Annotated in this window: 23 protein-coding genes; 7 read left to right on the plus strand and 16 right to left on the minus strand. The window is 44.3% G+C overall.

Annotated elements, in window-relative coordinates; genetic code table 11:
* Positions 1-345: 345 nt before the first annotated feature.
* Positions 346-972, plus strand: a complete 627-nt coding sequence (locus V6668_RS30035) for a hypothetical protein (protein ID WP_051447237.1) — start codon at positions 346-348, stop codon at positions 970-972.
* Positions 973-1,024: 52 nt separating this feature from the next.
* Here V6668_RS30035 and V6668_RS30040 read toward each other — a convergent pair whose 3' ends face one another.
* The 3 genes from V6668_RS30040 to V6668_RS30050 form a co-directional block, all read right to left on the minus strand.
* Positions 1,025-2,140: a response regulator gene (locus V6668_RS30040; protein ID WP_338707413.1), complete on the minus strand. Its 1,116-nt coding sequence runs from the start codon at positions 2,138-2,140 to the stop codon at positions 1,025-1,027.
* Positions 2,137-3,867 carry a sensor histidine kinase gene (locus V6668_RS30045; protein ID WP_338707414.1) on the minus strand — a complete coding sequence of 577 codons (1,731 nt, stop codon included), beginning with the start codon at positions 3,865-3,867 and terminating at the stop codon, positions 2,137-2,139. Before V6668_RS30045 ends, V6668_RS30040 begins: the two co-directional genes overlap by 4 nt.
* Before the next feature lie 164 nt (positions 3,868-4,031).
* Positions 4,032-6,488, minus strand: a complete 2,457-nt coding sequence (locus V6668_RS30050) for an S-layer homology domain-containing protein (RefSeq protein ID WP_338707415.1) — start codon at positions 6,486-6,488, stop codon at positions 4,032-4,034.
* A gap of 186 nt (positions 6,489-6,674) precedes the next feature.
* Between V6668_RS30050 and V6668_RS30055 the strand changes: the two genes are divergently transcribed.
* Positions 6,675-7,220, plus strand: coding sequence for a DUF6199 family natural product biosynthesis protein (locus tag V6668_RS30055; protein ID WP_338707416.1), 546 nt, complete (start codon positions 6,675-6,677; stop codon positions 7,218-7,220).
* Between the two features lie 132 nt (positions 7,221-7,352).
* Here V6668_RS30055 and V6668_RS30060 read toward each other — a convergent pair whose 3' ends face one another.
* Complete coding sequence (locus V6668_RS30060) at positions 7,353-8,021, minus strand: DNA alkylation repair protein (protein ID WP_338707417.1); 669 nt, start codon at positions 8,019-8,021, stop codon at positions 7,353-7,355.
* Between the two features lie 215 nt (positions 8,022-8,236).
* Between V6668_RS30060 and V6668_RS30065 the strand changes: the two genes are divergently transcribed.
* Positions 8,237-9,211, plus strand: coding sequence for a YndJ family transporter (locus V6668_RS30065; RefSeq protein WP_338707418.1), 975 nt, complete (start codon positions 8,237-8,239; stop codon positions 9,209-9,211).
* A 91-nt stretch (positions 9,212-9,302) separates the two neighbouring features.
* Positions 9,303-9,755 (plus strand): HEAT repeat domain-containing protein, encoded by a 453-nt coding sequence (locus tag V6668_RS30070; protein ID WP_338707419.1) that lies wholly within the window; start codon positions 9,303-9,305, stop codon positions 9,753-9,755.
* A 252-nt stretch (positions 9,756-10,007) separates the two neighbouring features.
* Here the strand turns inward: V6668_RS30070 and V6668_RS30075 are convergent, their stop codons facing one another.
* Positions 10,008-11,498, minus strand: coding sequence for an aldehyde dehydrogenase family protein (locus tag V6668_RS30075; RefSeq protein ID WP_338707420.1), 1,491 nt, complete (start codon positions 11,496-11,498; stop codon positions 10,008-10,010).
* A 28-nt stretch (positions 11,499-11,526) separates the two neighbouring features.
* A complete protein-coding gene (locus V6668_RS30080) occupies positions 11,527-12,612 on the minus strand; it encodes a 5-methyltetrahydropteroyltriglutamate--homocysteine S-methyltransferase (protein WP_338707421.1) in 1,086 nt (361 codons plus the stop codon).
* A gap of 276 nt (positions 12,613-12,888) precedes the next feature.
* Here V6668_RS30080 and V6668_RS30085 point away from each other — a divergent pair, with 276 nt between their 5' ends.
* The gene (locus tag V6668_RS30085; protein ID WP_338707422.1) at positions 12,889-14,913 is read left to right on the plus strand and encodes a right-handed parallel beta-helix repeat-containing protein; all 2,025 of its coding nucleotides are present in this window, start codon (positions 12,889-12,891) and stop codon (positions 14,911-14,913) included.
* 90 nt (positions 14,914-15,003) lie between these two features.
* Here the strand turns inward: V6668_RS30085 and V6668_RS30090 are convergent, their stop codons facing one another.
* From V6668_RS30090 to V6668_RS30100, 3 genes are all read right to left on the minus strand, one after another.
* Entirely contained in the window at positions 15,004-15,978 is a 975-nt protein-coding gene (locus tag V6668_RS30090; RefSeq protein WP_338707423.1) for a phosphotransferase enzyme family protein, read from the minus strand.
* A gap of 281 nt (positions 15,979-16,259) precedes the next feature.
* Complete coding sequence (locus V6668_RS30095) at positions 16,260-16,910, minus strand: YdeI/OmpD-associated family protein (RefSeq protein ID WP_255319789.1); 651 nt, start codon at positions 16,908-16,910, stop codon at positions 16,260-16,262.
* Entirely contained in the window at positions 16,850-17,779 is a 930-nt protein-coding gene (locus V6668_RS30100) for an alpha/beta fold hydrolase (protein ID WP_127547506.1), read from the minus strand. Before V6668_RS30100 ends, V6668_RS30095 begins: the two co-directional genes overlap by 61 nt.
* A gap of 99 nt (positions 17,780-17,878) precedes the next feature.
* Here V6668_RS30100 and V6668_RS30105 point away from each other — a divergent pair, with 99 nt between their 5' ends.
* A complete protein-coding gene (locus V6668_RS30105) occupies positions 17,879-18,790 on the plus strand; it encodes a helix-turn-helix transcriptional regulator (RefSeq protein WP_127547508.1) in 912 nt (303 codons plus the stop codon).
* 44 nt (positions 18,791-18,834) lie between these two features.
* On the opposite strand, the gene rlmH is transcribed toward V6668_RS30105, so the two are convergent.
* From rlmH to V6668_RS30130, 5 genes are all read right to left on the minus strand, one after another.
* Positions 18,835-19,314: a 23S rRNA (pseudouridine(1915)-N(3))-methyltransferase RlmH gene (rlmH, locus tag V6668_RS30110; RefSeq protein WP_127547510.1), complete on the minus strand. Its 480-nt coding sequence runs from the start codon at positions 19,312-19,314 to the stop codon at positions 18,835-18,837.
* Positions 19,315-19,993: 679 nt separating this feature from the next.
* Complete coding sequence (locus V6668_RS30115) at positions 19,994-20,161, minus strand: CxxH/CxxC protein (protein WP_017691462.1); 168 nt, start codon at positions 20,159-20,161, stop codon at positions 19,994-19,996.
* A 206-nt stretch (positions 20,162-20,367) separates the two neighbouring features.
* On the minus strand, positions 20,368-21,345 hold the full coding sequence (locus tag V6668_RS30120) for an MBL fold metallo-hydrolase (RefSeq protein ID WP_338707424.1): 978 nt from the start codon (positions 21,343-21,345) through the stop codon (positions 20,368-20,370).
* Positions 21,346-21,716: 371 nt separating this feature from the next.
* Positions 21,717-22,241, minus strand: a complete 525-nt coding sequence (locus tag V6668_RS30125) for a hypothetical protein (protein ID WP_338707425.1) — start codon at positions 22,239-22,241, stop codon at positions 21,717-21,719.
* A gap of 398 nt (positions 22,242-22,639) precedes the next feature.
* Positions 22,640-23,917 (minus strand): S1C family serine protease, encoded by a 1,278-nt coding sequence (locus tag V6668_RS30130; protein ID WP_036611896.1) that lies wholly within the window; start codon positions 23,915-23,917, stop codon positions 22,640-22,642.
* 723 nt (positions 23,918-24,640) lie between these two features.
* On the opposite strand from V6668_RS30130, the gene V6668_RS30135 reads away from it, so the two are divergent.
* Positions 24,641-24,853 carry a hypothetical protein gene (locus V6668_RS30135; protein WP_036611899.1) on the plus strand — a complete coding sequence of 71 codons (213 nt, stop codon included), beginning with the start codon at positions 24,641-24,643 and terminating at the stop codon, positions 24,851-24,853.
* Here the strand turns inward: V6668_RS30135 and V6668_RS30140 are convergent.
* Positions 24,822-25,628, minus strand: a complete 807-nt coding sequence (locus tag V6668_RS30140; RefSeq protein ID WP_036671861.1) for an MBL fold metallo-hydrolase — start codon at positions 25,626-25,628, stop codon at positions 24,822-24,824. The genes V6668_RS30135 and V6668_RS30140 overlap by 32 nt on opposite strands.
* 6 nt (positions 25,629-25,634) lie before the next feature.
* Complete coding sequence (gene yycI, locus V6668_RS30145) at positions 25,635-26,378, minus strand: two-component system regulatory protein YycI (protein ID WP_047841111.1); 744 nt, start codon at positions 26,376-26,378, stop codon at positions 25,635-25,637.
* Positions 26,379-26,509: the final 131 nt, after the last annotated feature.

Here is a 26,509-nt window from a genome sequence, read left to right on the forward strand (position 1 = left end):
TTTCATATAGAAAAATATGGCTTTTATATTTTTTGTTGCTATAATGGAAAATAAAGTATGTATTTTCACTTGATGATATAACTCCTCTACTAAAAAACACTTAGCTTCCATCTCCTAAAACACACACATCCCATTACATAATATGTATCAAAGATTTTCACACTTCTATTAAAGGAGGTGACCGTTGGGAGCATTTTAGATCTTAGTTCCCGTTTTACACCAGATGGGGACGTGTTACCTCACCGCTCCTGACTGAATACAACGCAGAAACATGCAATAGCTGTAAGGATTTGTTGTTCTATGCATTTAACTTTAACCATTATAAGAAAAATAGGAGCGTGTCCAATGAACAAACGACTTTTTCCCAGATCTTTTCGAGTTCTTATGGCTTGCTTGTTGATTCTTGCATTTGCCGTACCAGCAACAGCTTCTGCTGGCTATCTTGGAGATAAGCTCACGATCGGCCAAAGCATGGCTAAGGGTGACTATCTCACCTCCCAAGATGGTAGATTTTCAGCCATTTGGCAGAATGACGGGAACTTTGTTATCTATCAAAACGGTTCTTCTCTCTGGAGTAGCGGAACCAGTAACAGTGGGGCTCTTTCGTTCAATTTTGAATCACAGTACGGGAAACCTGTCATCTATAAATATGGCATGAAATATCAAGATGTTTACCAATATGGTTATCGTTATGGCTTCAACCCGGCTACAGGTAAATTTGAATATTACACCGGTTGGGGATGGGATAAAGTTTTGATGATCGATACTTCTGTACAGGTAGCTGCTTGGTCTCCCAATACGACCTCATGGATTCCAGGTCATCACGGGAGCAGCTTACCGGCTAACACAACGGGTGACACACTGGTCATGCAAAGTGATGGGAATTTAGTTCTCTATAACACAACCCTGACCAACAGCAATTATCCGAACAGTTGGATTCCTGTCTGGGCTTCCAATACGGGTGGGCGTTAAAAAAATGAAGAGCCGCATGCTTTGCGGCTCTTTTTTGTTTATCAGGAGGATATCATTGATATTGTTCATATTGCTGTTGAATAGACAACGAAGGCTGTAACCCAAGTTCATGAAGCAGTAATTGTGTATATTGCTCATAGTGGTTATGTAGTGATTTTCGATCTCCCATGGCTCCCAATATACTTAACAACAGCAATGTTGCCTCTTCCTCAAACTCATTGCGGGATACAATTCTTCTGGCAATGCGTGCTGCTTCATTATATTGATTCCGTTCCAGCAACCAGGTTGCAAGACGCTTGGCATAGGAAACGTACACAATTAACAATCTCTCACGTTCCCCTGTCGCCCAATCAAAAGATTTACCCTCAAACAACTCGCCTACGAACTGTTTCTCTAACGCTATGGCCGCTTCTTCATTAGCTATATTGAATTCGAATAACTCCAACATGGTCTGTTCGAATCGAATAAAATCAACATCGGCTTGATCTAAATCTACCCGATATTGCTCTTGCGCTGATAGGATCATCTCCTTGAACCCATGTTCGGATAACACCTTTCTAAGCTGATAGACAATCGTATTCAAGTACACTTCCGCCTGCTTGAGAGGCCTCCCTGGGAAGATATCCTCCAGGATTCGGGATTTGGCTACACTTCGACCCTGATGAACAAGCAGATAGGCAAATAGCTCCATGCTTTTTTTGGATTTCCATTTTACTGCACCCGCTTGTTTGCTGCTAGCCTCGAAGCAACTCAGTCCATGAACCGTCAGCCGATTAGGCGCAATGTCGTCAGCAAGATTAGAAGAAGATCTGCGTCTGCTGGCCGCCCTAGTGAGCGTCTGAGCCAGTCGCATTCTGGAAATCGGCTTAACCATGTAGTCCAACGGATAAACATCGTAAGCGTGAATCGCATATTCTGCATGCGAAGTGGTAAACACAATGTCAAGATCATTACAAACTGAGATCAAGCTGCGTGCAAGCTCTAATCCATTGTCCGTAGCAATCTGGATGTCCAGGAATGCGAGATCCACTTCCCTGTTCTTAACGAAATCGAGTGCCTCTGCCGCATTCTGAAAGCTTCCGACAATCTCCACATCTTGCATACTCGACAGCATCCGCTTCATTGCCAACAGCATGGCAGGCTCATCATCAACGATGAGTACTTTCATCTCTCTGTTCCGCCTCTCAAAGTGAAGTGAAATACGCTTCCTTGTTGCACCGTGCTTTCTGCCCACATATCTCCACCACTTAGTTGTACGAACTGCCGACTTACGAGCAGTCCAAGCCCTGCCCCTTTTTCACCTAATGTACCCGCCATGGAGTTGAGTTGCTTCTCGTTAAATAGCTGACGAACTCGCTCCTCTTCCATACCTACTCCGTTATCACGAACGGACACGATCACCATGTCTCCTGACAACTGAGCGTACACTTCGATTAAACCACCCAATTCGGAAAATTTGATGGCGTTGGTTAATAAGTTACGAATAATTAAACCAACTGTTTCCCGGTCTGCATATACATGGGTGCCTATAGCAATCTTATTCATCACGCTGATATGTTTACTCTCACTTTTAATGTGTAACATATGACAACAGTCCTCAACAACCTCCGAAAGCTCCAGTAACTCTGGACGAAGTGTCATGTCTTCAACCTGACTGCGAAACCACTCCAACAAGTTATTAGCCATTCCAAGTGCATTACGAATCTGGTCACCCAGCTGCTCAATGATCTCCTGATGATCCGCAGCGAAGGATTGCCTGTCCGCCTCCAGTAACTCCACGAGTTGAAACTGCAGCGCTAGCGGACTGCGAATATCATGCGATATAATTGTAACCAGTTGATCCTTCAACTGGTTCAACTGTGCCATCTGCTCCAGATGCCGTTGTTTCTCTGTAATATCAAAAATAAGAGAAATATTACCCTGTGCCTTACCCAGTGTATATAATGGATATACGTTTACACTATATATTTTTCTTTCTCCATCCAGCCACTTATCAATCTCTACACTGCCCGGTTGCATAGACTTGCTCAGCTTATACCATTCTGGCCAGGACGCTAGGATTTCCGATATATTCCGACCCGAAATATTGGTATAGCCCAACTCTGAGAACCATTGTGAAGCTCGATTATTGTTATCGATGACCTTTCCCGAACCATTCACAATCACAATACTCTCCTGCAACGTATCGAGCACAATATTCCTGGCAATCGGAACGGTAGAGAAGAACTTAATCCTCAGAATAATCACCAGCATAATTGTCCCTGTAGATCCGCAGTAAACTGTTAATGGAAGTAACCATGATGACCACTCAGGCTTCACAAATTTGATAATCTCCAGGACAAACGGTAATGTAGCCAGAAGGAGAACCCACATTCCCGGCTTACGATAATCACTCCTAATATTCCTTACATACTGAAATAAATAGTAGAGGCATATAACCACTGCACTATAGCAAATGAGGCTGAATGCTCTAGAATAGAGGGTTTTTGTTGTGACTAGGTGGCCATTATAAAGCTCAATCGTCAGATATATAAAATGAAGGTTTGGGTCAAGCCACATAAGCAACGACCACGATACAAATACGGCAAACAATAGGATCTTCCATTGGGTCTTCAGCAGCTTGTCTCGACCGACTAAGTGATAAACGAATAAGATCAAGAAAGGGACCATTACATTTTGGGTCGTATTCTGAATATTGCGAAAAATTAATTTAGTCATAAATACATCGCTATGTCTCTCCAGAATGATACTGCTTGAGTACATCATTCGGCATACGATCAAACCTACGAGGTAGATTACTCCGCGCTCTCGTCTAAACCCGTACACAGTGAGTAAGATGATACCCGTCATGATCAATGAAACAATCATCAGGATAAGTTCTACAGTGGAATTCATACATCAGGTCCCTTTATATTTAAATTAAGAAAATAGACACCTTATGCCTTTTCTATCCATAATAGTAGAGGGAATTATGGATTACAAGCATATCTCCTATCAGGCTTCAACAAAAACTGACCCCTGTTGTCATCTAATGACATCAGGGGTCAGTCCTTTATTGCTTAATGTATAGATTTCCAAAGTCGCAAGAGTACAACCGCAGCTTCGGCTCTTGTTGTTCGTCCCTCCGGAACAAATCTATTACCCGCTTGCCCTTTCAGAAGTCCGTGCTCCTGAGCAGCTTCGACATATGCCTTGGCCCATGTTGGAATGCTTGTATTATCAGAGAAATAAGAGCTAGCCGTACGATCAGCATTCCACTTCATGGCCTTGGAGACCATCGTAGCTATCTCTGCACGGCTTACCGTTTGCTTCGGACGTAATGTTCCATCGGGATATCCTTGCAGAATTCCCTCGGCTACGGCTGTCTGGATCGTCAGGTGTGCCCATGCCGGGATGCTCTCTGCATCGCTGAAAGACACCTCACTTGATTCGTTACGTATCGGGATCTGAATTGTCCGCATCAGCATAACGGCGAACTCCGTTCTTGTTACGTTGCCTCTTGGTACAAAGGTGTAGGCATCTATCCCCTCCACAATACCCAATTCTGCTGCCTCGCATATATCTGATGTTGCCCAGTGATTCTCGATATCCGTGAACCGACATACCGGAGCTGAAGGAACATGATGTTCATCATGGGTCATACGGTTAATGGTGACGGTATACGTCTTGATCGTTCCATCCTCAGCTTGAACCGTAAGGGTTAACACATTAGCACCCATCACCAAAGGAACAGTCGTCATCTCACTTATCCGTTCTCCCAACAGCTTCACAACCGCCTTGGGATGGGCTGAAGCTACTTCCAGTTCAACCTGCGCAGCGTCTGTTTCTACTGTATACGTCGTAGTCCCCGACGTGAACTTAGGAGATAATTCCAATGTCTTTCCGGAATTATAAACATTTATTTTAGCTAAAACTGCCTGGTTAGATCGGGATGGGGTTACCGAAGGCCCAACAGGTGAACTACCGCCTTGATCTATTGGGCTCGGTGCTGGTGCCGGCGTTGTGTTATCCTGTAGAAATGGATTCGAAACAGCAGCCTTAACATTCCCTACTTTGTCTACTGCGCGAATGTGTAAGTACCAACTTCCATTCCCGCTAGTCTGACTCAACGTATCGCCGTCACTAAATGGCAACCAGCCCATTGCCGGAACGGCGGTACTTTGCGTCCACACATATTGCAGTGAATGATCATCTATTCCGCTTTGTAGGTCGCTGACCGTTACGATACTCGCTGCAGTTTTCGCTGCCACTACACCACCATTCGTACCAAACTGCACTTCCGGAGGCGTTGAATCGATCGCCAGCGTAATGGTATACGTTTTACCGGGTAACAAGTAGGGCTCCACGCGAACAGGAATAACCGTATCCGTGGTTGCTCCCGCAAAGTTTATCGTCTTCGTGCTACCTGACGGCAGCAGCTCACCGTTCACATACATAACTGTCTGGTCAGTGCTCTCGAGTGTCGGCGTTACATCTACACTGGATAGCGATTGACCGTCGTAATAATACGTGTAGTCCATGACTGCAGGATCAAAGGATTCCGTGAAATTCCCTTCCTCTAGCTTAAGATCTCTCAGATTGGCATTCCCAGGTACATTCATTTGTCCATCCTGATTATATCCCCAAGTAACTAGGGTACCATCTGACTTTAAGGCAAGCGAATGTAAATGACCTGCAGCGACCGCCACTACTCCTTCTAAGTCGGTTGGTACATCGGTTTCACCACTAATATTTTCCCCCCAGGCGACCACCGTGCCATCTGACTTTAGCGCTAGTGAATGAGCTTCTCCTGCAGCGATCGCCACTACTCCTTCTAAGCCTACGGGCACATTGGTTTGACCACCATTATTACCTCCCCAGGCAACCACCGTGCCATCTGACTTTAGCGCTAGTGAGTGAGATGCTCCTGCAGCAACCGCCACTACTCCGTCTAGGCCTACAGGCACATTAGTTTGACCAACATTATCGCCTCCCAAGGCGACCACCGTGCCATCTGACTTCAGTGCAAGCGAATGGAGGTTACCAGCAGCAATCGCCACTACTCCGTCTACAACCACGGGTACATTGGTTTGACCGTTGGCATTGTTCCCCCAGCCGATCAACGTGTTGTCTGACTTCAGCGCAAGTGAATGGTTGCTTCCTGTGGCGATAGCCACCACATCATTCAAGCCCGCTGGCACGTTTAGTTGACCAACGCTATTGTTACCCCAGCCGACAACAGTACCGTCCGATTTCAATGCAAGTGTATGGAAATACCCAACATCGATTGCTACAACTTCACTTAAACCTAAGGGAACGTTTAGTTGACCAAAGTCGTTTCTCCCCCAGGCCACCAACGTCCCATCTGACTTTAACGCCATTGAAGCAAGACCGCCTGCGTCTATTTTCTCTACTTTAACAGGTGAAGCAGGACCTGCAGCATAAGCCGATCGAACATCAAATGGAACGATTGTGCTGAACAACAATACGAAGCATATAACAAGATAATCCATCTTTCTCCAATTAAACGATAACAATATGTATTCTCTCCTTCATCCCTTTGATTCAGGCAACGCCAGAGCATACTTTTTGATCAGATCCGAGAGTCATCACCCTCTATGGATATTAACAGAGCGCTATGAAAGAATAATGAAAGAAATAGAGTGGTGTTCTTACTGTTTTTTATATTAGACTAATACTTAACATATAGAGGATGTGATTGTTTGACAGGTATCATAGGTGTTTTAGTCTTATTAACAGGATTAATTATGGCAATTTGGCCTTACTTTGCTTGGTATATTCGACTGGGATGGAAGTTTAAAGATGCGGAGCCAAGTGATTTAGCACTAAGTACTGGACGGATCTCAGGCATTGTCTTGGTGATTGTCGGTTTTATACTGATCGTTTCAAGTTGCTCCACGGGAAGCGGAGCGGACAGCAAATGGGCAGAACAATTTAAAGAGAAACTTGATGCAGGGCAAGTAAAAGAAATCAGTATCGGTATGATTAATCCCACCATATTAAGCGAGGAAGAAAAAAATACGGTTATCCAAATGATACAAGATGCAGAACTTAGACCTTTTGATGCAGGTGATGTGTTTGGATCGAACAATGCTGGAAAAATTACATTTACAGACGAAACGAGCCTAGACATCATTATTTTCGGACCTTCTGGAGGAATCGAATTGCATCCGAAGGCTACTGAGAAGGAGTTTGAGATCATGAGTGAAGAGTTAAAAAATTGGATTGACTCAAATTATAGTGATTAGTAGTGTCATAAAACTTTTGCAATTGCCCTCCAAGCAAAAAGGATCTGGCAGCTTAATTCCAGATCCTTTTTCCATATTGAGGCTTCGAATTTTTAATGTCAGATCAGATACTAACGAATATTTCAGCCGCAACTAGTTCTTATTTCGTTTGTTAACTTCAATTGCAATGAACTCTGGCAAATAATTAGGAGTACAGCCCTTTGATACCATTTCATCTTTATAAAGACCTGTATTTTCACCAAGTTTAATACAACGCGCACGATACTTTTGATCATAAATGCCTATCCAGCCTGCAATGAAATTCATAGCCCACTGAACTTCCGGCTCTTCCTGCGTAATACTAGCTTCAATTGCAGATAGTAAGTCCTCGGTGTTATTAGGAGGCGTTTGTCCGGTCCATCTCAATCGCGCTTGATAATACCAAAAAGCTCGCCTTTGAAGAGCAGAAGGACTTTTTTCCCATGACTCCATCAATGCAATGGTCTTCTTGTCTTTGGTGAGCTGATTAGCCATTAACCAATCCATTAAGTTATTTCGCTCATCAAAAGTGTGAGTCTGCATATCATTATCAAACTTATTAAGCAATTCTTGTGAGAGAAGTTTTTTATCCATAATTAAAATAGCTAATAGTCTGGGCAAAAACGCTTCGGTCGACCAAAGTTCCATAGCTAGTTCGTGATCTTTTTTAATATCCTTTGCGATTTTTCGTAATTCGCCTAGCTTAGTTTTACTATTGATCTGCTGTAGAATGTCCCCTGCTTTTGAAGAGTAGTTCATTTCTATACTTTTATCCTTATTCATTTGATACCACAGCTCCTTTATGGTGAAAATCTTTGAAAAGCGGAAGGGCTATTTCCCATGACTCCATCAACCGCAGTAAGATAAGCTTATTTTCATATATTGACAAATAAATGTGTTAGACTACTGAAAGAAGAATTGCCGAATCTATACTAAAGAAAGCTACACAACTGGATACAGGCAGTTATTACGATAAACGTAGTTAGAAAGGAAACCCCATGAATAGTTCCTTGAAGCAACGAATGAAATCATTATTAGCACCAGTGTTTCCCGGTGGAATCATAACCATTCTGATATTTTCCCTTGATTACTTCCAATTCGAACTTGTTGAAAAATTTCTACTTTTTGCGGCTTTTGTCATTGTACCTCTTGTGATTTTACTTTTGAATCATGACGAAAAGAATAAACATCAACGAATGATTTATGCTGCTATGAAATGGCTTCAATTTCCCGCTGCGCTTCTTACCCTGGCCTCGGTAATGAGTAATAAGATGTGGGGGTTAGAAAGTACGGAAATCCCAGGGATTCTGTCTCTTGGATGGCTACTGTTCACACTGCTGCTTGGCATCTATGGCTTGACCACGATTGTAATCTCTAAAGGAAAAGCAGCTGAAATAGCGATTGGTGCGGGGCTCGTTTATTTTTTTATCGGGGGCATTTGGTTTACCTTATATCAATATCAATTGACCCTCTTTCAAGCTAATCCTGCAACGCACGCGTTAAGCTCGCTCCACTTTCATTTCTCATCTGCGATCGTTCCGATTTTTATTGGTGCACTGGGACGCATCATGACGAAGAAAAGTTGGTATCCCTGGGTTGTTGCCATCGATATCATCGGACCCATATTGATTGCTATTGGTATGATTTTCTCCAAGCCAATTGAATACGTCGGTGTCACTTTGTTCGCCTGTAATATTGTGGTTTACACCGCTTATCTCCTTACTTACTTGAGGAAAAACGCTTTGGATATTAAGGCAGCCTTCTTTTTAGGCCTTTCTTGTCTAGCCTTTTACACGGTTATTGTCATTTCCATCTTCTATCCGTTACTGAAAAATATGTACTCCTTAACCATACTCGATTTCATTCCCATATACGGATCTCTGCATGCGTTTGGTTTTGTCTTATGTGGACTGATTGGTTGGGTGTATATGGTGGACTTCATTAAGGAAAAGGCTAACCAATCGGCTTCATAGGAGTAGTTTAGTCAGGTTCGTGCTATAATAGTGATCACATAAATAACATTCATCATTCTGCCGAGATGGCGATGATTAAGGAGATTGAATTTTGACGAACAACCATGATACTGGAGCAGTTAACGAACTACCGGAGAACTTTGAAGAGCTCAAACGAGCGGCTAACCGGACGTCGAGCTGGAGAGAAAGACTGAATGCAGTGAACGAATTGGGGAACTGGAATACAGCCCCTACCATTAAATTGCTGCAGCATGTTTTGAAAAATGATCAAGTGTTTCAAGTGCGCGAAGCCGCATATCACAAGCTCAAGCAGTTGGATGAAGATGTACAAATGCCTGCCAAAAACAAAGGTGAGCTGTTTAAAGGTACTAACAAAATTTTGCTACGGATTAAAAAAAGCCTTCCTGAAGGTCACACATTCGAGCAATTTAAGGAAAAACTGCAAAAGACACGTCTGGATATCTATGATACTTACGAGGGCGACAAAGATGCTGAGTTCGATTCCTGGCTCCATGGAATTTGGGAGACACTAGGTAGAAAATAACCGCCGTTCACCGTATAATAGCTGAGTACCAAGCCACTCCATCAATGGAGTGGCTTCTTTATTTTTTCAGCGTCACCTCCATTAGATATGAGTTAATTTTTTCTAAAAAGTTGCTGCGGTCAAACTTATCTGACAAAAAAACGCCCTGCCTACTGATTCTTAAAAATCAGTAAACAAAGCGCAAAGTTAGAGCCTACATTCAATTTCACATGTACATTCCCCTGTACGATGCGAAGTTGTGTGCTATAAGATTTATTCTGGTATATAAGGAAGATCCAGTGTCTTCGGAACGTTGATGACATGCTTTTCTGTATAAGTGCGGATACCTTCCACGCCGTATTCACGGCCAATACCGGATTGCTTAACCCCACCGAAAGGGAACCGAACGTCGAGCCCCTGCACAGCAGCTGTATTGATCATAGTCGTTCCAGCTTCGAGTTGACGTGCAACGGAGATGGCATCCTCTTCTTTCCCCCACACAGAACTCGTCAATCCATATATACTTTCATTGTGTAGATGAATAACCTGCTCTTCATCGTCAAATGGAAGAATCGGAACCGTAGGACCAAACTGTTCCTCCACTACAATCGGATCATGAACATCGCAACCTAAGACAAGCGTAGGTTGTAGGTAGTAACCTTGTTCAAACAGCTTCTGATCAAGAATTTGACCGAGAGGGATGACCTCAGCCCCACGCTTTTGCGCATCTTCAACCAAACCAAGCACATAATTTTTCTGCTTCAGGTTATTAAGTGGACCTACTGTCGTATTTGAATCAAATGGGTCACCAATTCGAATCCAGCGATTAGCCGCCTCTATATATTTTTCCACAAACTCATCATAAATAGAACGGTGTACATACACACGTTTGGCGATCATACAGATCTGGCCTGCTGTCAAGAAATTAGAAATGACAATCCGGCGCATTGCTCGCTCATCATGAACATCAAAACTTTCCAAGAAGATAGCCGCATCATTACCACCAAGCTCAAGCGTCATATCCTTAATCGTTTCCGAAGCCGCTTTAATAATATGCTTAGCTGTTGCGGTTCCACCTGTAAAGGCGATTTTAGTAACAAGAGGATTACTAGTCAGTTCAACGCCCACATCCGCATCACCATGAACGACATTGATTACACCAGCCGGGAACTCACTCGCAATAATCTCTGCCACTTTCGCTGCCGCCAGTGGCGCATATGGACTTGGTTTAAGCACAATGGTGTTACCCGCAAGTAAGGCAGGAGCGATCTTAATCGTAGATAAAGCAATGGGATAGTTCCATGGACTAATTGCTGCCACCACACCAATGGGATCATAGGAAAGAATCGTTTTACCATTCTCATGCTCTTTGATCTCTTCCTGTAGAGCCGATTTAGCTTCATTACAAGCAAACTCCATCCACATTAACGAAACATAAATTTCACCGTGTGCATCATACAGGGGCTTGCCATGCTCTCTAGACAGCAAATGTACAATTTCATTCTCAGCCGTTCTAATCTTCTCAATCGCCTTGCGCATCATCATAATGCGTTCATCAATGGGGGTCTGCTTCCATGTTTTAAAAGCCCCTGCCGCCGCTTCAATCGCTTCAACCGCTTGTTCTTTCGTAGTGACAGGGAAATAACCTACGATCTCAGTTGGGTTTGTCGGATTCTCTTTTGCTACCTGCGAAAGGGATTTTACATTCTGACCATTAATGAACGCTTCAACGATAATTGTCTCTTGGTCTGCTTGAATTGTCATTTTACATCCCCTCCGTTATTTAAATGGATTAATTCCAAACTTCTTCTGCAATTTCCTTCACATAACGAAGTTTACGCCATTGTTGTTCTTCCGTTAAAATATTGCCTTCTTCTGTAGACGAAAAGCCACATTGTGGACTCAAACAAAGTTGCTCAAGTGGTACATAGGTTGCCGCCTCTGCAATCCGAGCTTTAATGTGTTCTTTATCCTCTAACTCGCCTGTTTTTGATGTGAGTAAACCAAGCACGATTTTCAGATCTTTTCGATTCACATATTGTAATGGCTCAAAACCACCTGAGCGCTCATCATCAAATTCCAGGAATAATCCATCTACGTTTAAGCCTCCAAAGATAACTTCAGAAGCGTAATCATAACCACCCGTTGAGAAATAGTTCGATTTATAGTTACCACGACAAATATGCATCGTCACCACTAAATCTGCTGGTTTATGAGACAAGGATTCATTAATCATGCGCTGCATCGTTTTCAACTCTTCCGCCGGTTCCAGACCTTTAGCACGTAACTTATCGTGACCAGCGTCTGAGAATAGGTCTGCCCAAGCTGTATCATCTAATTGCAGGTATCGACATCCTGCATCATAGAAGGCTTGAATTGCTTTTTGATACGCCGCAATCGTATCCTGGAGGAATTGCTCTCGGTCTGTATAGATATTAGCGTCATTCTCCAATCGATATAGAAGCATGTTGGGACTTGGAATGGTCTGTTTCGCTACTGCGTCACCTGCATGCTTTTTCAAAAACTCAAAATCCTGAACAAAGGGATGACTCGAAAAATCAACTTTACCAACAACACGAATCCCGCCCTTGCGCGTTTGCATATTATGGAATTTCGGTCCGTCTATTTGCTCATACAACTCTACGCCATCCAAGCCGCCCAGAAAATCAAAATGCCACCAGCTTCTGCGGAATTCACCATCCGTAACTGCCAATACGCCATTTTCTTTTTGCTTATCAATAATTCGAATAATCTCTTTATCTTCCACAGCTCTTAATTCCTCATATGTGATGTTGCCTGATTTATATTGTTCACGTGCCTGACTTAAATCTGCAGGACGTAGAAAGCTACCTACATGATCATTACGAAATGGTATCATAACTATTTCTCCTTCTAACTTTTTAGTCTAATGAGTATAGCATGATGGAAAGGAATGCTTGTTATATGAAAAAAGCATGGCTAGTCATAGCTTTTAACAATAGCTACAAGACTTTAATACGCAAAAATCCACAACTTCATAGGGTAGTGGATGTGATTTTACCTTTTATCAATATCAATTCAGGCTAACATACACCTTCCTATCTCTGCCATTATAATTATTTTCTAGTATAATAACGGGATACAACAAACATTTTAAAATAGAAGGAGAGTTGTTATGGAATATCATGTATCCATACATGGGAATGATCAAGGAAAAGGAACAGCGGATCAACCCCTTCGTACCATATCACGCGCTGCGGCTCATGCCATGGCCGGTGATACAGTTATTGTTCATGCGGGAGTATACAGGGAATGGGTTAACCCGGCTAATGGAGGAACAGCGGAGCATAGAATCGTATATCGATCCGCAGGAGACGGGGAAGTCGTGATTACAGGAGCTGAACGGATTACCAACTGGAATTCTGAAGGAAACCATGTCTGGAGCACAGAAGTGCCCAATTCCCTCTTTTCCGTTCGCAATCCCTATGAGGTAGAGCTCAGTGGAGACTGGTTGTTTGACGGGCCCTTCCCAATTCATCTCGGCGATGTCTATTTGGATGGCAAATCATTGTATGAATGCGATAGTATTGAAAGCGTTCACAATCCTGAAGTTTGGTCCGAAGCCAAGTATCCCAAGGATTCATTGTTAAAATGGTATGCCGAGGTTGGTTCTACAACAACAAAAATCTGGGCCAACTTTGGTGGAAAAGATCCTCGTACGGAAAATGTAGAAATTAATGTACGTCCTTATTGCTTCTGGCCTGTGAAACCGGGAATTAACTACATCACTGTAAGCGGCTTCACTCTGCGTCAAGCCTCCCCCCAATGGGCACCGCCTACAGACTACCAGGAAGGTTTGATTGGACCTCACTGGAGCAAGGGCTGGATTATTGAAAACAATATAATCAGTGAATCCAAATGCGTTGGTATTAGCCTGGGTACCGAAATCGGTACAGGGCACACCAAGTCTTTGGAGAAGCATAGTAAAGGTGGTACTCAACGCGAGCAGGAGGTTATTTTACAAGCATTACGCTCCGGCTGGCATAAAGATAACATCGGCAGTCACACAGTTCGAGGTAATGTGATTCATGATTGTGAACAGGCAGGTATTGTGGGTCATATGGGAGCAGCCTTCAGCCACATTTATCAGAACCGTATTTATAATATTCACCACAAACGACTCAGACATGGTGCCGAAGTAGCGGGAATTAAACTGCATGCTTCCCTGGATACTCAAATTAGCGAAAATATAATGTATAGCTGTTACCGTGCGCTTTGGTTGGACTGGCAGGCACAGGGCACTCGCATCAGCCGTAATGTATTTTTTGACAATCTTTCGGAGGACCTCTTCGTTGAGGTTTGCCATGGTCCATATATGGTCGATCATAACCTATTTCTCTCTCCGATGAATTTCAGGAATATGGCCCAGGGCGGGGCATTTGCTCATAATTTGTTTGCAGGCCGATTTGTAGTTCGTTCCGAAATTACTCGTATTACGCCATATCATTTCCCTCACGAGACGGCCATGGCGGGATACTCCAATATCACTGGGGGCGATGACAGGTACTACAACAATATCTTTATAGGTGACAATGATCCTAATAAGGAGCCTGTGCCCATCACCTTCTTTGAGCATATTCCCCTTAAACCAAGGGATGAAGTTGGAGAGGACGGGAAGACGGTCATGGATGGTATCCCGGACAACTCCAGATGTTATCTGCATGCTGTGGGACTTGGCGGCTACGATCAACATCCGGATGTGAAAGATAAGAAATGGTGGGAATACACCAAAGAGGAGCTTATGGAGCTTGGCGATGCCGCAAAGGATTTCTTTATAGGCAATGCCGTACTTCCGGTAGCTATGGGTGGCAATGTATTTCTTAACGATGCGGTTTCAAGCCGTCACGAATCCCAAGCGAAGATATATACACAAAAGGGTATGAACGTTGAGATTGATCCTGCGCTAGGTAAGGTGCACATTCAGATCAATGAGCCCGAACTTCTTCGGGGAACCTCTGCAATGTTAGTTACCACGGATCTGCTTGGAAAGACTTATCACGCCAACATGAAGTATGAGGAGCCGGACAGTAGTCCATATCATTTTGACTCCGATTTCTTCGGAACAAAGAGACCCGATGCAGATGTAACACCTGGTCCGTTTGAATTAACCGAAACGGGTACTCTTGATTTTGAAATTTAAGTTTATGATTGAGGGTCCAGTCATTTCAGGTGATTGGATCTTTTTTGTGTGTAAAGCCTCTACTACGCTAATTGTGACAGGGTTCACCGGTTAACTCAAAAAGTCCATATCAATATAAGGCCTGTTATTTAATAAATTTTCATAGTAGAAGCGTCGGGCTTGCTCATACCATTCAGTCCAATCAGGAGCGTTAAAGTCTCTGCTTCTATAGAGCGCAGCTAAAACTCTAGCTTGCCTTAAATTTATAAATAGTGGAACTTTGTTTAACTGGCTTTGGCTTACAGTGTATTCCTTGCAATAGCCATTTAAGAAGTTGCAATAGTAGCGTTTTGCAATCTCCTTCCTCACATCTCCAGACACAACCCAAGGAATTGGGATTTCATAAAATAATGGTGTAGCAATATCAGAAACAAACCAGCTATATTCCACCTCATCATAGTCAATAATAAAGGCTTTATCCCCATCATTAAGATAATTGCCAGGGCTGATATCCCCATGAATAAGACCATATGTATTTTTTTCCTTGGGCAGGGCACTAATTTCATTAATTAAACGATCATAGTTACTGTGTAATTCTAACGGACAATACTTCTTAAAAGATTCTAATAGAGTATTACCACTCCATTCATGGCGTGGGTTTTGGGTCGAGTAATTAAGCGATAACTTATGTATTTTCCCGACCATTTGTCCAATATTTTCATAAAACGTATTGCTCTCCTCAGCGATTACTGCATTTCTGCCTGGTGCTTTCTCAAAAGCTGTCACAATAAAGGACCCGTCAATGATATGAATAAGATCCCCTGATGAAGATTGAATAGGCCTTGCTACTTTCATTCCGCGATCAGCCAGAAACATGATGAAATCTAGTTCCGCTCTTGTTAATAATTCATTTCGATGGGTGACATGCGTAATTCTTAAAATGACTTCTCTATTTTCAACGACGCCGGAATAAACGAAATTTTGAAACCCATTTAATTCGATAATGGAGTTCTCACGTATTCCAAAACATTGTGCGGACTCTTTCAATATATCTTTTGTGAATAGTAGTTTAATCTTTTTATCCATATAATTTCTCCCCTTTACTTCTATGGTAACAAGAGGTACCAAATGAGATATATGCAGAATTTGATTAGAATCAACTTTTACACAAAAAGTCACATCGGAAAACTCGATGTGACTTACAAATGAAGATATGTTTCTTGAGTGTATGATTCTTCAATACTTTCGTAGGAAAGACCTTCGCCCTAATTGTTTGAGAAATACAGTAGCTCCTCTCTCCTAAAGATCTGGGAAACAATAGACCCAGATGTATGTAGTACCAAAAATCCCTTTTAACGATTCTTTCGTTATTTATATTTCCTTATTCTGTAATATTTTTTGCAATGTTGAAATTTTAACCCTTCTTCAGATGAAGCGATCAACATTCCAAGCCTTCTTAATCGTGTTTCTTCTTTCTTGGCGCTCATTACCCACCAGATAGAATCTCTTTTATAGGATGGTGATAAATTAGTGAAGAATAACCAGGCTGTTTGATTTGCCTTGATTTGTTCTTCATATTCTTTGGCAAGTTCCACGTTTCTTTGTTCAGAGGAATAGCCTTGTGCATCGGTTCTGTTGTTAAAGACGTGCATTCCTTCTGGTCTCATCTTTCCAAGCTGTATTAGTGCTTTTACCTTCTTTACGTTCACAGCACTCCATACACTATTTACTTTGCGCGGAGTAAAGCGAATCTTATAGCTTTGTTTATCAATGGTTTTTCGTATACCGTCAATCCACCCAAAACAAAGAGCGGCATCTACTGATGCAGACCAAGTAAGGCTTGCACGCCCTGTACTTATCCCAAAATAGCCCACCCAAATTTCAATAGCTTCAGCATGATGTTCTTCTAACCAATCTTTAAACTCTTCTTGGTTTTTGAAAAAAACTACATCTCCCATTATTCCAGCCATTTTAATATCGCTTGGTTTGTTTCTTCCGGCTTTTCTTCCTGGATCCAATGACCGCAATCCAGATTAACCACTTCCACATTGGGCACGAACTTTGTCAGGTTTTCAGACTTCGCAACCACATCCCGGTCGCCGTAGATCATGAGGGTCGGCTGCTGGATGATTGGGTTCACTTTCGCCAATAAGCGCCAGTTGCGGTCAAGGTTCCTGTACCAATTTATGCTGCCCGTGAACCCTGATGTTTCAAAAGCGGAGACGTAAACGGCCAGCTCGCTTTCGCTCAATACGGGCTCACCGAGCGGTGTTTCTGCTCTGGCGAGATTGATCAACGCCATACCTGGCTCAGGTGCTCTGAGAGGCTCGTTCTTCCGGTACAGGTTGCGAAGGAACCTGTATGTATTGTCTTCGAATACGGCGTCCGCGACGCCTGGCTGTCGATTGAAGTGGACGAAATAGAAATCGCCGCCAAGTATTTCTTCCATGAACTCGATCCAGGGTTTTTCTCCGCGCTCTTGATAAGGCAAGCTCAGATTTATCACTTTATTGACGCGGTTTGGATGCAACAAGGTCAGTCCCCAAACGACGAATGCACCCCAGTCATGACCGACAAAGGTAGCATCCTCGTATCCATAGTGATCGAGAAGCGCGATGAGATCACCCGACAAGTGTTCAATGTCATAGTCTGTTACTTCGGTTGGACGGGATGAGTTGCCGTAACCCCTCTGGTTGGGGACGATGACATGGTAGCCTGCTGCGGCAAGTGCGTCCATCTGATGGCGCCAAGAATAGGCATGCTCTGGCCAGCCGTGGCAGAGTACAATAGGTTTTCCAGCGTTTTCTCGGCCTGCTTCAAACACTTCGAGTTCCACACTGTTGACTGAAATAAGGGTGGGCTTGGGAAAATCGGTTGGATTAAACATTGAATTAAAACCTCCTTCTTTTGATACATGTAGTATAATGGATAAAAGGTGACACCTTAGTGTCACCTTTATAAAATCATGTAAAAAAAGAGGGCAATTATGGACAAAGTGGAGAGACTCATTTCGATTATCATGATATTGCTGAGGAAAGAGATTGTTTCTACAACGGAATTCTCACAACTATTCAATGTCTCCAAAAGAACGATCCTTCGCGATATGGAAACATTGAGCTTATCGAACATCCCAATCTACTCTGTCAATGGCGTCAAAGGCGGCTACGGCATAATGGACGAATACAAGGTCGATAAACGCCTTCTAAGCAGCTCCGATTTACAGAATATATTGGCTGCGCTCGGCGGATTGGAACAACTCCTCCTTACTGAAGAAGTGGAAAGAACGATAAAAAAAATAGAGGCAATGGTTAGTCCATTGTCTCTGAATCGTTCCATTCAACTGTCGTTTTATGTTTGGGAAGGTCGGTCCGAGATTCTTGAAACCTTAAAGATATGTCAAGAATCCATTTCTAAAAAAAGGCTGGTTTCGTTTGATTATACAGATAAAGACGGGGCTGTAACGAATAGAATGGTCGAGCCCTATGAGCTGCATTTCAACGAATCGAGTTGGTACTTGAAAGGATTCTGTTTACATCGACAGGGATATCGAACATTCAAGTTATCGCGGATCGATCATATTACGATGGATGAACGTAGGTTTCATCCTAGAGACGATTGGTCAGAGCAAGGTCGCGTTGCAAGTTATCTACCGCAATTCGTCACGATTAAGGCATGGATATCGCCTAGCATAAAAGATCAAATCATCGAAAGGTATGGTCGAAGAAGTATTGAAGACCATAATGGTGGATCTTTATTAGCAACTATTTATGTCCCACAAAATCATATGGGATTTCAATTGTTAGCAAGCTTCGGCACTCATCTAAAAGTTGTAGAGCCCAAGTCCTATGTTGAAGACTTTCGAAATTATTTATATCAAATGATGGAGAATTATTCCTGATATATTTAGCATTAAAGCTTCAACCTTCAACTCAACTTTTCGCCCTATTTATGGTACGGTTCCCCCCGATTGATTTTCACAGCGCGATAAATCTGCTCCACCAATACCAGCCGCATAAGCTGATGCGGCAGGGTCATGCGCCCGAAGCTCAAGCGCTGCTTTGCGCGGCGCAACACCTCATCGGAGAGCCCGTGGCTTCCTCCGATGACAAACACGACATGGCTCGTCCCATACGTGCCGAGCTTGTCGATCTCCAATGCCAGCTCCTCGGAACTCCAGAGCTGGCCATCCAAAGCGAGCGCGACAACGTGCGCCTCGCTCCTCACATGCGCGAGGATGCGTTCGCCCTCGCGCTCTTTTACCGCCCGAACCTCAGCTTCGCTCAGGGTATCGGGCGCCTTTTCGTCTGCGACCTCGATCATCTGAAACTTGATGTACGGGGCGAGCCGCTTGGCATATTCCTGTATGCCCAGCGTGAGATATTTTTCCTTCAATTTGCCTACGCCAATAATCTGAATAAACATGAAATTCATTCCTCCTAAATTGTCTTGCGAGATATTCTATAGGTAAGATGCTTCATCGCATCGTTCGTTCCAACTGTATTATACCTATACTACACATTTCTCCAAATTCTAACGAACTCCACACACCTTAATCAGCCCCATTTCGGCTCTTTTAAAATCTAACGAATCTGAAACACGCTACTTCGCATCAAACGAGCACTCCCCACCACTTTCGAGGCCATTTCAGCAATATAACGTGTCTACGATTCGTTAGATTTCAACCAGGCTGTGTTTGCCTCATATAAGGCGTCTCGAGTTCGTTAGAGCTACTCGGCCAGTCTACACCCACGTCACTACCCACATCGCTGTTACCCAACGGCACTTTCCCCCATGCCTCAGCAGCTTCCATTTCTATTACCTACAACTTGCACCTTTACTACAACCTAGCCCACTCCCAACTCGGAACTCGGCACCTACCTACCTTAATCTTCTCTTACTCTCGGCCTACTCCCACGTTAACCCCTACGTCCCCACCCAGCTCCACGCTGCCTAACAACCACCACCAATTCCCCACACAAAGACAAAAAGAGCGCTCATCACGCTCTCCTTGGCTTCTTGCTGTGATGTTCATACCGGATGGAAAGTCAGCCCGAAGCGCCACCTTAAGTCACGCCTCCGGCCATCTAAGTCCTACAGTACGCTAAACGACGAGAAATTCCGCATGCTGTTCGCACTCTGCGCACTTTGCAGGCGGGTCCCAATCGGCAAATTCCGTCTCCTTCAGATCAACGATATCTGGAGCGTCCTCATACTCATCGACAAACATGTCGATGGCAATGTCCACGTGTTCTTTGCATACAACGTACATCCGTTAAGCATCCTTTCTGTAACCAGCTATGTTCCCGATTCACAACCGCGTATCCCATTACAGGATAGCCACTTCTCAGTTCTATCACACCTGCCGCCGAAAAGAAACCCCTACACGCCTAATGACAGCAAAAACATCCCTCCCACTTAACAGGATAAGGATGTTTGCCCTTTACTTATACCGTTTCTAGAATTCCATTGTTATACTTAAGGCCAAGAAATTTCGCCTTTAATTACCTGAGCGCTCGTCTCCAGATCGCCTGTATTCGTAAAGTCCGGATATGCTTTTTCCATTTTTGCAATCAGTTCTTTAGAATCTTTGGCTGTCTCTGTCTCTGCCTCTGCTTCAAATTTATCAATATAATCACGAGTGAATGTAACACTCGTTATATCCCCGGCACTGGTACCCAGGTAATGACCTGGAATCACTCGCTCTGGATTCAATGCAATAATTTGGTCTAGCAATTGGCGCCAGTAGTCACGGCTCTCTGACGTTTGGTTATCTGCAATCCAGACATGCGAATTTTCGTAGACAGGAACACCACCAAGTACAGTCTTAATGGAAGGAATCCACAGGAATGTATGGGACGGATCGGAACCATCTAGACCGATAATCTCTACGCTTTCCCCATCTACGGTCAATTGAGCACCGTCAAGGACATTCGGAACAATCTGTGCAGTTGGTGCATTTTCTTTCAGAATCGGATTCCAATAGTCATTCTTCACTTGAATAGTTTCCTTGATTCCTTCCACCGTTGCTGGAGTCGCAACGATTTTTGCATCAGGGAACGCCTCACGGATTACCGATAGACCGAAGTAATAGTCCGGGTCCTTGTGGCTGATATATACGGTGGTCAGTTTTTTACCCGAATCTTTAATCATTTTGACCAATTGCTCGGCATCATTCTTTTGGAACTGCGCATCAACGAGCACGACTTCAGTTGGACCTTCAATCAGATTTGATGAAACGCCAAAAATGCTGTTTTCCCCAGGATTATAGGTGATCACTTTCAGCTCCACCGCTGGTGTGTTTGTTTCCTCGCTCTTTGTATTTCCAGCACTAGCAGCATTGGATGAAGAGTCTTCCGCATTTTCGGTTTTACTTGCTGTACCCGCACAAGCACTCAGAATTAACATGAAACATAGAACAAGCATAACGCCCATTGATGATTTTTTAGTAAACATTTAATTGATCTTCCTCTCTTTATGTCGCCGCCATCATCATAACAATGCATCTAGCAGCCAATTCCGTTGATTTTTTAAACCATCCTATAGTCTGGTTGTACAATTGCTTCGACTAAATCCCCCTTCAAATCATTATATGTAACTACTATAGTTACAACTTATATGATGTAATGATTATAGTTACAACTAAATGCGTATGTCAAGTTATTATCAGAAAAATCTACATCTAATTATTTCTCTGCTACTCACAGACTTTATAAAAACAACAAAAAAACCAACCAGAATTTTCTGATTGGCCCCCATTTAACTTCCCCTAACCCTGTAATACGCTTTATTCCACAGATTCAGACTCTATATGTCCAATACTAATTTTACTTCAATCCCGACTGCGCCTTCGTCAACAGCTTCCCACCTTGAAAAGCAATAACAGCATTGGCACCATTGCCGGCTGTGCCTTTATAGTTGTAAACCACCATATTCTCCGCTTCGCTCAGCGCTTCACCTTCGCCGCCGAGGATCTCAATGACATCTCCCACCGACATGCCAACCTCAAGCTTCTCATACTGGGCAAAGGTAATCAGCACCCCGTCGCCTTTCCCGGCCGATCCGTTGTTTCCCGATGTTACAGGCGTTTGACCACCAGCCTCACCTACCGCAATCACACTTGTACTCAACTCATTCAACTTGGTCTCAAGTGCTGCGATCTTTTGCTCCTGCTCAACGCTCTTGGCTCCCTGCTCCACCAGTTTCTTCTCAAGCCCTGCAATCTTCTCTTGCAGAGCACTTGTATCTACAGATGCTCCTGTCGTAGCTACCTCAGATCCACAGGCGGACAGCATAAACAGGGACAGCGCCAAGCTCGTTCCCCCAAGCATCTTTTTCCTCAAATGTTTCATCAAAAATACCCCTTCCATTCTGAAATAAAAATATGATCGACAAACAGATGTTATTGCATCAGCGACCGTCTCCAACATATTGACAACAGTTTACCACAGCCCTAGTCTTATGTATCTGCTCCTTTGGCTCCGGGTCTAACTGATCATGAGAATATAAAATGGTTGATCTACTCATTTACTGTCGAACGAGCACATCCACTCATAGTCGGCCAGTGGTAAGTACCAGTTAAGTACTCCTTTTCTTATTTAATTACAATCTAGCCCACCCCTTACAACTAAGCATTGCGCAATGCTCATCGTCCAACAACTAAAAAAGAGTGGTCAGTTGATCTGATCACTCTTCTAGCATTCCCTATTTCAATCCACGCAAAAGTATGGGCTCGCTCGTTGATCTTCCCTTACTCCGGTTTATCCGTCAGCTTCACTGATACCTTCTCAGCTTTGCCATCCCGGTAGAAGGTCACTTCAATCGTATCCCCAATCTTCTTCTCATCGTACAGATATTTCCGCAGATCCAGCGTGGAGGTAATTTTTTGCCCGTCAAACTCCGTAATGACATCATTCAGCTTCATACCTGCTTCAGATGCCGGACCGGATGCTTCCAGCACAACCACACCGCTGTCCACATGAGATGGCAGCTTCAGATCCTTACGTTGCTCGTCATCCAGTGGTGCATAAGGGTTGCTCAGATCCACCGTGTACACGCCGAGGTATGGACGAGATACTTTGCCGTTCAGTAGCAGGGAATCTACCGTTTTCATCACTTCGTTCATCGGAATGGCGAAACCGAGACCTTCAACGCCCGTATCCGAGATTTTCATCGTGTTGATGCCGACCACTTTGCCGTTCAGATCGACCAAAGCACCCCCGCTATTACCTTCATTAATCGCCGCATCCGTCTGGATTACGTTTTGCTCCCAGTCGTACACTCCGTCCTGATTAATAGATACAGGCAGAATGCGATCCGTGTAACTGACAATACCGGATGTCAGCGTACCGCCCAGACCAAGCGGGTTCCCGATTGCCAACACCGTTTGACCCCGCTGAAGTTTGCTGGAATCACCAATCTCCGCGACTGCACCTAGCCCTTTATCTTCTGCGGATAATACAGCAATGTCACTTACACGGTCTTTACCGACCAGCTTTGCCTTATGTGTCTCCCCATCTACGGTCACAATCTCCAGATCACTCGCACCCTCCACAACGTGGTGGTTGGTCATAATATAAGCCTTGCCATCTTCCTTCTTGAAAATGACCCCTGAGCCCAGCGCCGAATCTTCCATCGATAGACTGCTACCCGTTTTATGGTTCACAATGCTCACCACGGAAGGACGAACATGGGCTGCTGCCTGGATAATCCGGTCGTATGGATCAGCTGCCTGCGCTGTCTGTGCACCGCCTCCACCACCATTACCTGTAGCATTAGCCAGCGGTAACGAAGCGGGCTGTGTGATGAAGCTAAACAGCATGACGGTCACGATGGAGCTGATCACTGAGCTAATCACAGCTACCTTCACTGTGGAACTGATTCCTGTACGCGATCTACGCGGATTGCTCCAGCGGTCACGTCCACGTGCTCTGCCTCCAGGGCGGATGATCTGAAGTTTGCCTTTCTGTTCAGGTTCGGCGCGTCTTGATACTTTGGTTGAATAAAAATCGTCTCCAAACAATCCCATCGTGATCCTCTCCCCTTCGTTGTCACGCATCAAGACCCTGACTGCCGCCTAAGTTGTCGCATGGTTCAACGATGGTGTTCTTACGTTACCCCACTCCAGCCACAGCCGAGCTTCCGATCGCTGTTACTCACAAATTTTTTTATTTCTTTTTCCTAGGTAAAATTTGTTCATAAAGGCGAACGCTACGCTTCTCCAGCCTCGCTCTGTGTCTTTCGTTACGTGCGTACCGTAAATAACCTCTCGTTTTCCCATGCTTTTTTGCAATTTTAAAAAATGGTCTTGCATATCGCCGCATCCCGGCATCAAATCAAGATACAGCGTCTATGTACAACAGAACGGACACGCCATTCTGTCAGTGACTCTATCAATCATGCTCTCGCATTCTATGACATGCCATTTCACACGCAAAACAGCAAAAATCACAATGCTCCTCATATACTAAACACGTCAAATCACAAAAAGTTGCATATTTACGAAAATTAAAGCAAATTTCCGCTATAACGCGCTTAACAATAAAGGTCCATAGTATCTATCACCACAAAATCCGGTCCGCTAAGCGCCATTTTTGCAAATTTGAAGAACTTTTTCACCCCTGCATAGTCACAGGTTCAGCATACACGTCTCATCACACAAATGTTAGCGGCAAAAAGAGGAATGTTTTCCATCAAGCCTGACTACAATAATAGTAAAAGACAATTCGAAGCTTCATAGAGGAGGATATATATGGATCGCACACGTACACTCACTGCCATGGATGAAGTTCATATGGCGGCCAAGCTGGCCGATCTCAAGGAAGAACACTATCGCAACACCCTTGCACTCAGTACCATCATTGAACTGCTTATCGATAAAGGCATCCTAACCCGCGAGGAAGTCGAGCGCAAAGCCGCCGAACTGGACAGCTTTATGGCTCACCCACCCTATCCCATGGCGTAGGACGGTCGTAATACGTATCACAGAGTTTGAACTCATGATCCCGATAAAAGCATCCACGGCTCTCCATCGCGTCGCGCACCGACATTTTCGCCAAGTCCATCATATTATGATCTCGGCTAAGATGTGCCAGATACGTGCGCTTGATGCGTCCGTTCATCAGTTCACTAAGCGCTGCCCCTGCCGCTTCGTTCGACAAATGCCCAATGTCGCTCAAAATCCGGCGCTTGGTGTTCCACGGATATCGCCCCATACGCAGCAATTCGACATCATGATTCGCCTCCAGCACCAGCACGTCAGAATCAGAGATGGCATCGCGAACCTTGTCGCTCATGTACCCAAGATCTGTTGCAACAGACAGCTTCTCCGTACCATCATCGAATGTGTACCCTACCGGCTCAGCTGCATCATGCGAGATCCCGAAGGATTCCACGCGCAGTGACCCAAAATCATGCTTTTCACCCGTCTCAAATACCCTCCGGTTTTCCTCTGGAATCGCCCCGACCGACTTCTCCAGTGCCGCCCACGTATTCAGATTCGCGTAGATTGGTAAATTATATTTCCGAGACATCGCGCCTAGTCCTTTAATGTGATCGGAATGTTCATGTGTAACCAGAATCCCGTCCAATTCTGCCCCAGAAATCTCCCTTTCCTGAAACAGTGCATCCAATCGCTTCGCACTAAGACCCGCGTCAATCATGAGAGAGGTACCCCCATGCTGTATGACTGTGGCATTACCTGTCGAACCGCTGGATAACACGGTAAAATATATCCCCATAACGCATTACTCCCCTGGTTTGTCTGTCTTGGGACTGAATACATCCCCACTGATGCCCTGCACGTACAACACTTCGCCACTTTCCAGCACGAACCGCCATGCCGGCATCGCTACCTGTATATCTGAATTGAACAACTGGCCGTAATAGCCCAGCTGAATATCTTTGACAATTGCATCATTTGGCAAAAAGTTCTCGATCAGCGTTCCCAGCGCCTTCGACGCCGGAAGTACCTGCTGATCGCTCTCCTCTGCGGTCGTAATCCGCACTGGAGTCTGACGGTAACCCGTTATTTTCTGATCGCTGTAGAATAGCTCCAGACTCACATTGAAGAGCGGCCATTTACCATCCACCAATGGGTGAAGCACAAAAGCCCCATCCTCGGCCATCAACTGATCCAGCCGGTATGTCCCAATCTGTGGAATCTCACGCTCTAATGCATCTTCCAGCTCACTTTGCGAGAAGATCAACTTGCTATCTACAGGCTGTTCCAGTTCCATATCCACGCCAGCCCTGTCCTCTTCAATGAACTCATAGGACAACTTGGGCAGCTTTGGCGTTTCATTTGGAATCGGAGCCAGCACCTGAATGCCCTTCTCTTCCATCGCCTGCTGTGTATTATCTGCCAGTGAGGTGAAGTCCAGATTGGCTCCGGCCGTCTCTCGCGCATCCATCCAGATCTGGTAGCCCAGCACCAGATTGAGCAGCAGAAAGGCATAGATCAACACATTTTTCGCCCGTCCCCAATCCAAAACGTTCCCCCCTAACTTAGCTGCTTGCAATACTTTCTCAAGTTGCCTACACCTTCCACCGTAACTGGCCGTTTATAGCCTTTGAACTTAAAGCTATACGATAACGGAGAGGGCAGAAATAACCTGAAGAA

Source organism: Paenibacillus amylolyticus (genome assembly GCF_036894225.1).
GTDB lineage: Bacteria > Bacillota > Bacilli > Paenibacillales > Paenibacillaceae > Paenibacillus > Paenibacillus amylolyticus.

Excerpts from the sequence above, each read along its gene's own strand:
- V6668_RS30045 (WP_338707414.1), bottom strand. The coding sequence starts at position 3,867 with ATGAATTCCACTGTAGAACTTATCCTGATGATTGTTTCATTGATCATG.
- V6668_RS30080 (WP_338707421.1), bottom strand. The coding sequence starts at position 12,612 with ATGATACCATTTCGTAATGATCATGTAGGTAGCTTTCTACGTCCTGCA.
- V6668_RS30035 (WP_051447237.1), top strand. The coding sequence starts at position 346 with ATGAACAAACGACTTTTTCCCAGATCTTTTCGAGTTCTTATGGCTTGC.
- V6668_RS30120 (WP_338707424.1), bottom strand. The coding sequence starts at position 21,345 with ATGTTTACTAAAAAATCATCAATGGGCGTTATGCTTGTTCTATGTTTC.
- V6668_RS30115 (WP_017691462.1), bottom strand. The coding sequence starts at position 20,161 with ATGTACGTTGTATGCAAAGAACACGTGGACATTGCCATCGACATGTTT.
- V6668_RS30075 (WP_338707420.1), bottom strand. The coding sequence starts at position 11,498 with ATGACAATTCAAGCAGACCAAGAGACAATTATCGTTGAAGCGTTCATT.
- V6668_RS30040 (WP_338707413.1), bottom strand. The coding sequence starts at position 2,140 with ATGAAAGTACTCATCGTTGATGATGAGCCTGCCATGCTGTTGGCAATG.
- V6668_RS30135 (WP_036611899.1), top strand. The coding sequence starts at position 24,641 with ATGGATCGCACACGTACACTCACTGCCATGGATGAAGTTCATATGGCG.
- V6668_RS30065 (WP_338707418.1), top strand. The coding sequence starts at position 8,237 with ATGAATAGTTCCTTGAAGCAACGAATGAAATCATTATTAGCACCAGTG.
- V6668_RS30130 (WP_036611896.1), bottom strand. The coding sequence starts at position 23,917 with ATGGGATTGTTTGGAGACGATTTTTATTCAACCAAAGTATCAAGACGC.
- V6668_RS30085 (WP_338707422.1), top strand. The coding sequence starts at position 12,889 with ATGGAATATCATGTATCCATACATGGGAATGATCAAGGAAAAGGAACA.
- V6668_RS30060 (WP_338707417.1), bottom strand. The coding sequence starts at position 8,021 with ATGAATAAGGATAAAAGTATAGAAATGAACTACTCTTCAAAAGCAGGG.
- V6668_RS30125 (WP_338707425.1), bottom strand. The coding sequence starts at position 22,241 with ATGAAACATTTGAGGAAAAAGATGCTTGGGGGAACGAGCTTGGCGCTG.
- V6668_RS30140 (WP_036671861.1), bottom strand. The coding sequence starts at position 25,628 with ATGGGGATATATTTTACCGTGTTATCCAGCGGTTCGACAGGTAATGCC.
- V6668_RS30100 (WP_127547506.1), bottom strand. The coding sequence starts at position 17,779 with ATGTTTAATCCAACCGATTTTCCCAAGCCCACCCTTATTTCAGTCAAC.
- V6668_RS30090 (WP_338707423.1), bottom strand. The coding sequence starts at position 15,978 with ATGGATAAAAAGATTAAACTACTATTCACAAAAGATATATTGAAAGAG.
- V6668_RS30105 (WP_127547508.1), top strand. The coding sequence starts at position 17,879 with ATGGACAAAGTGGAGAGACTCATTTCGATTATCATGATATTGCTGAGG.
- rlmH (WP_127547510.1), bottom strand. The coding sequence starts at position 19,314 with ATGTTTATTCAGATTATTGGCGTAGGCAAATTGAAGGAAAAATATCTC.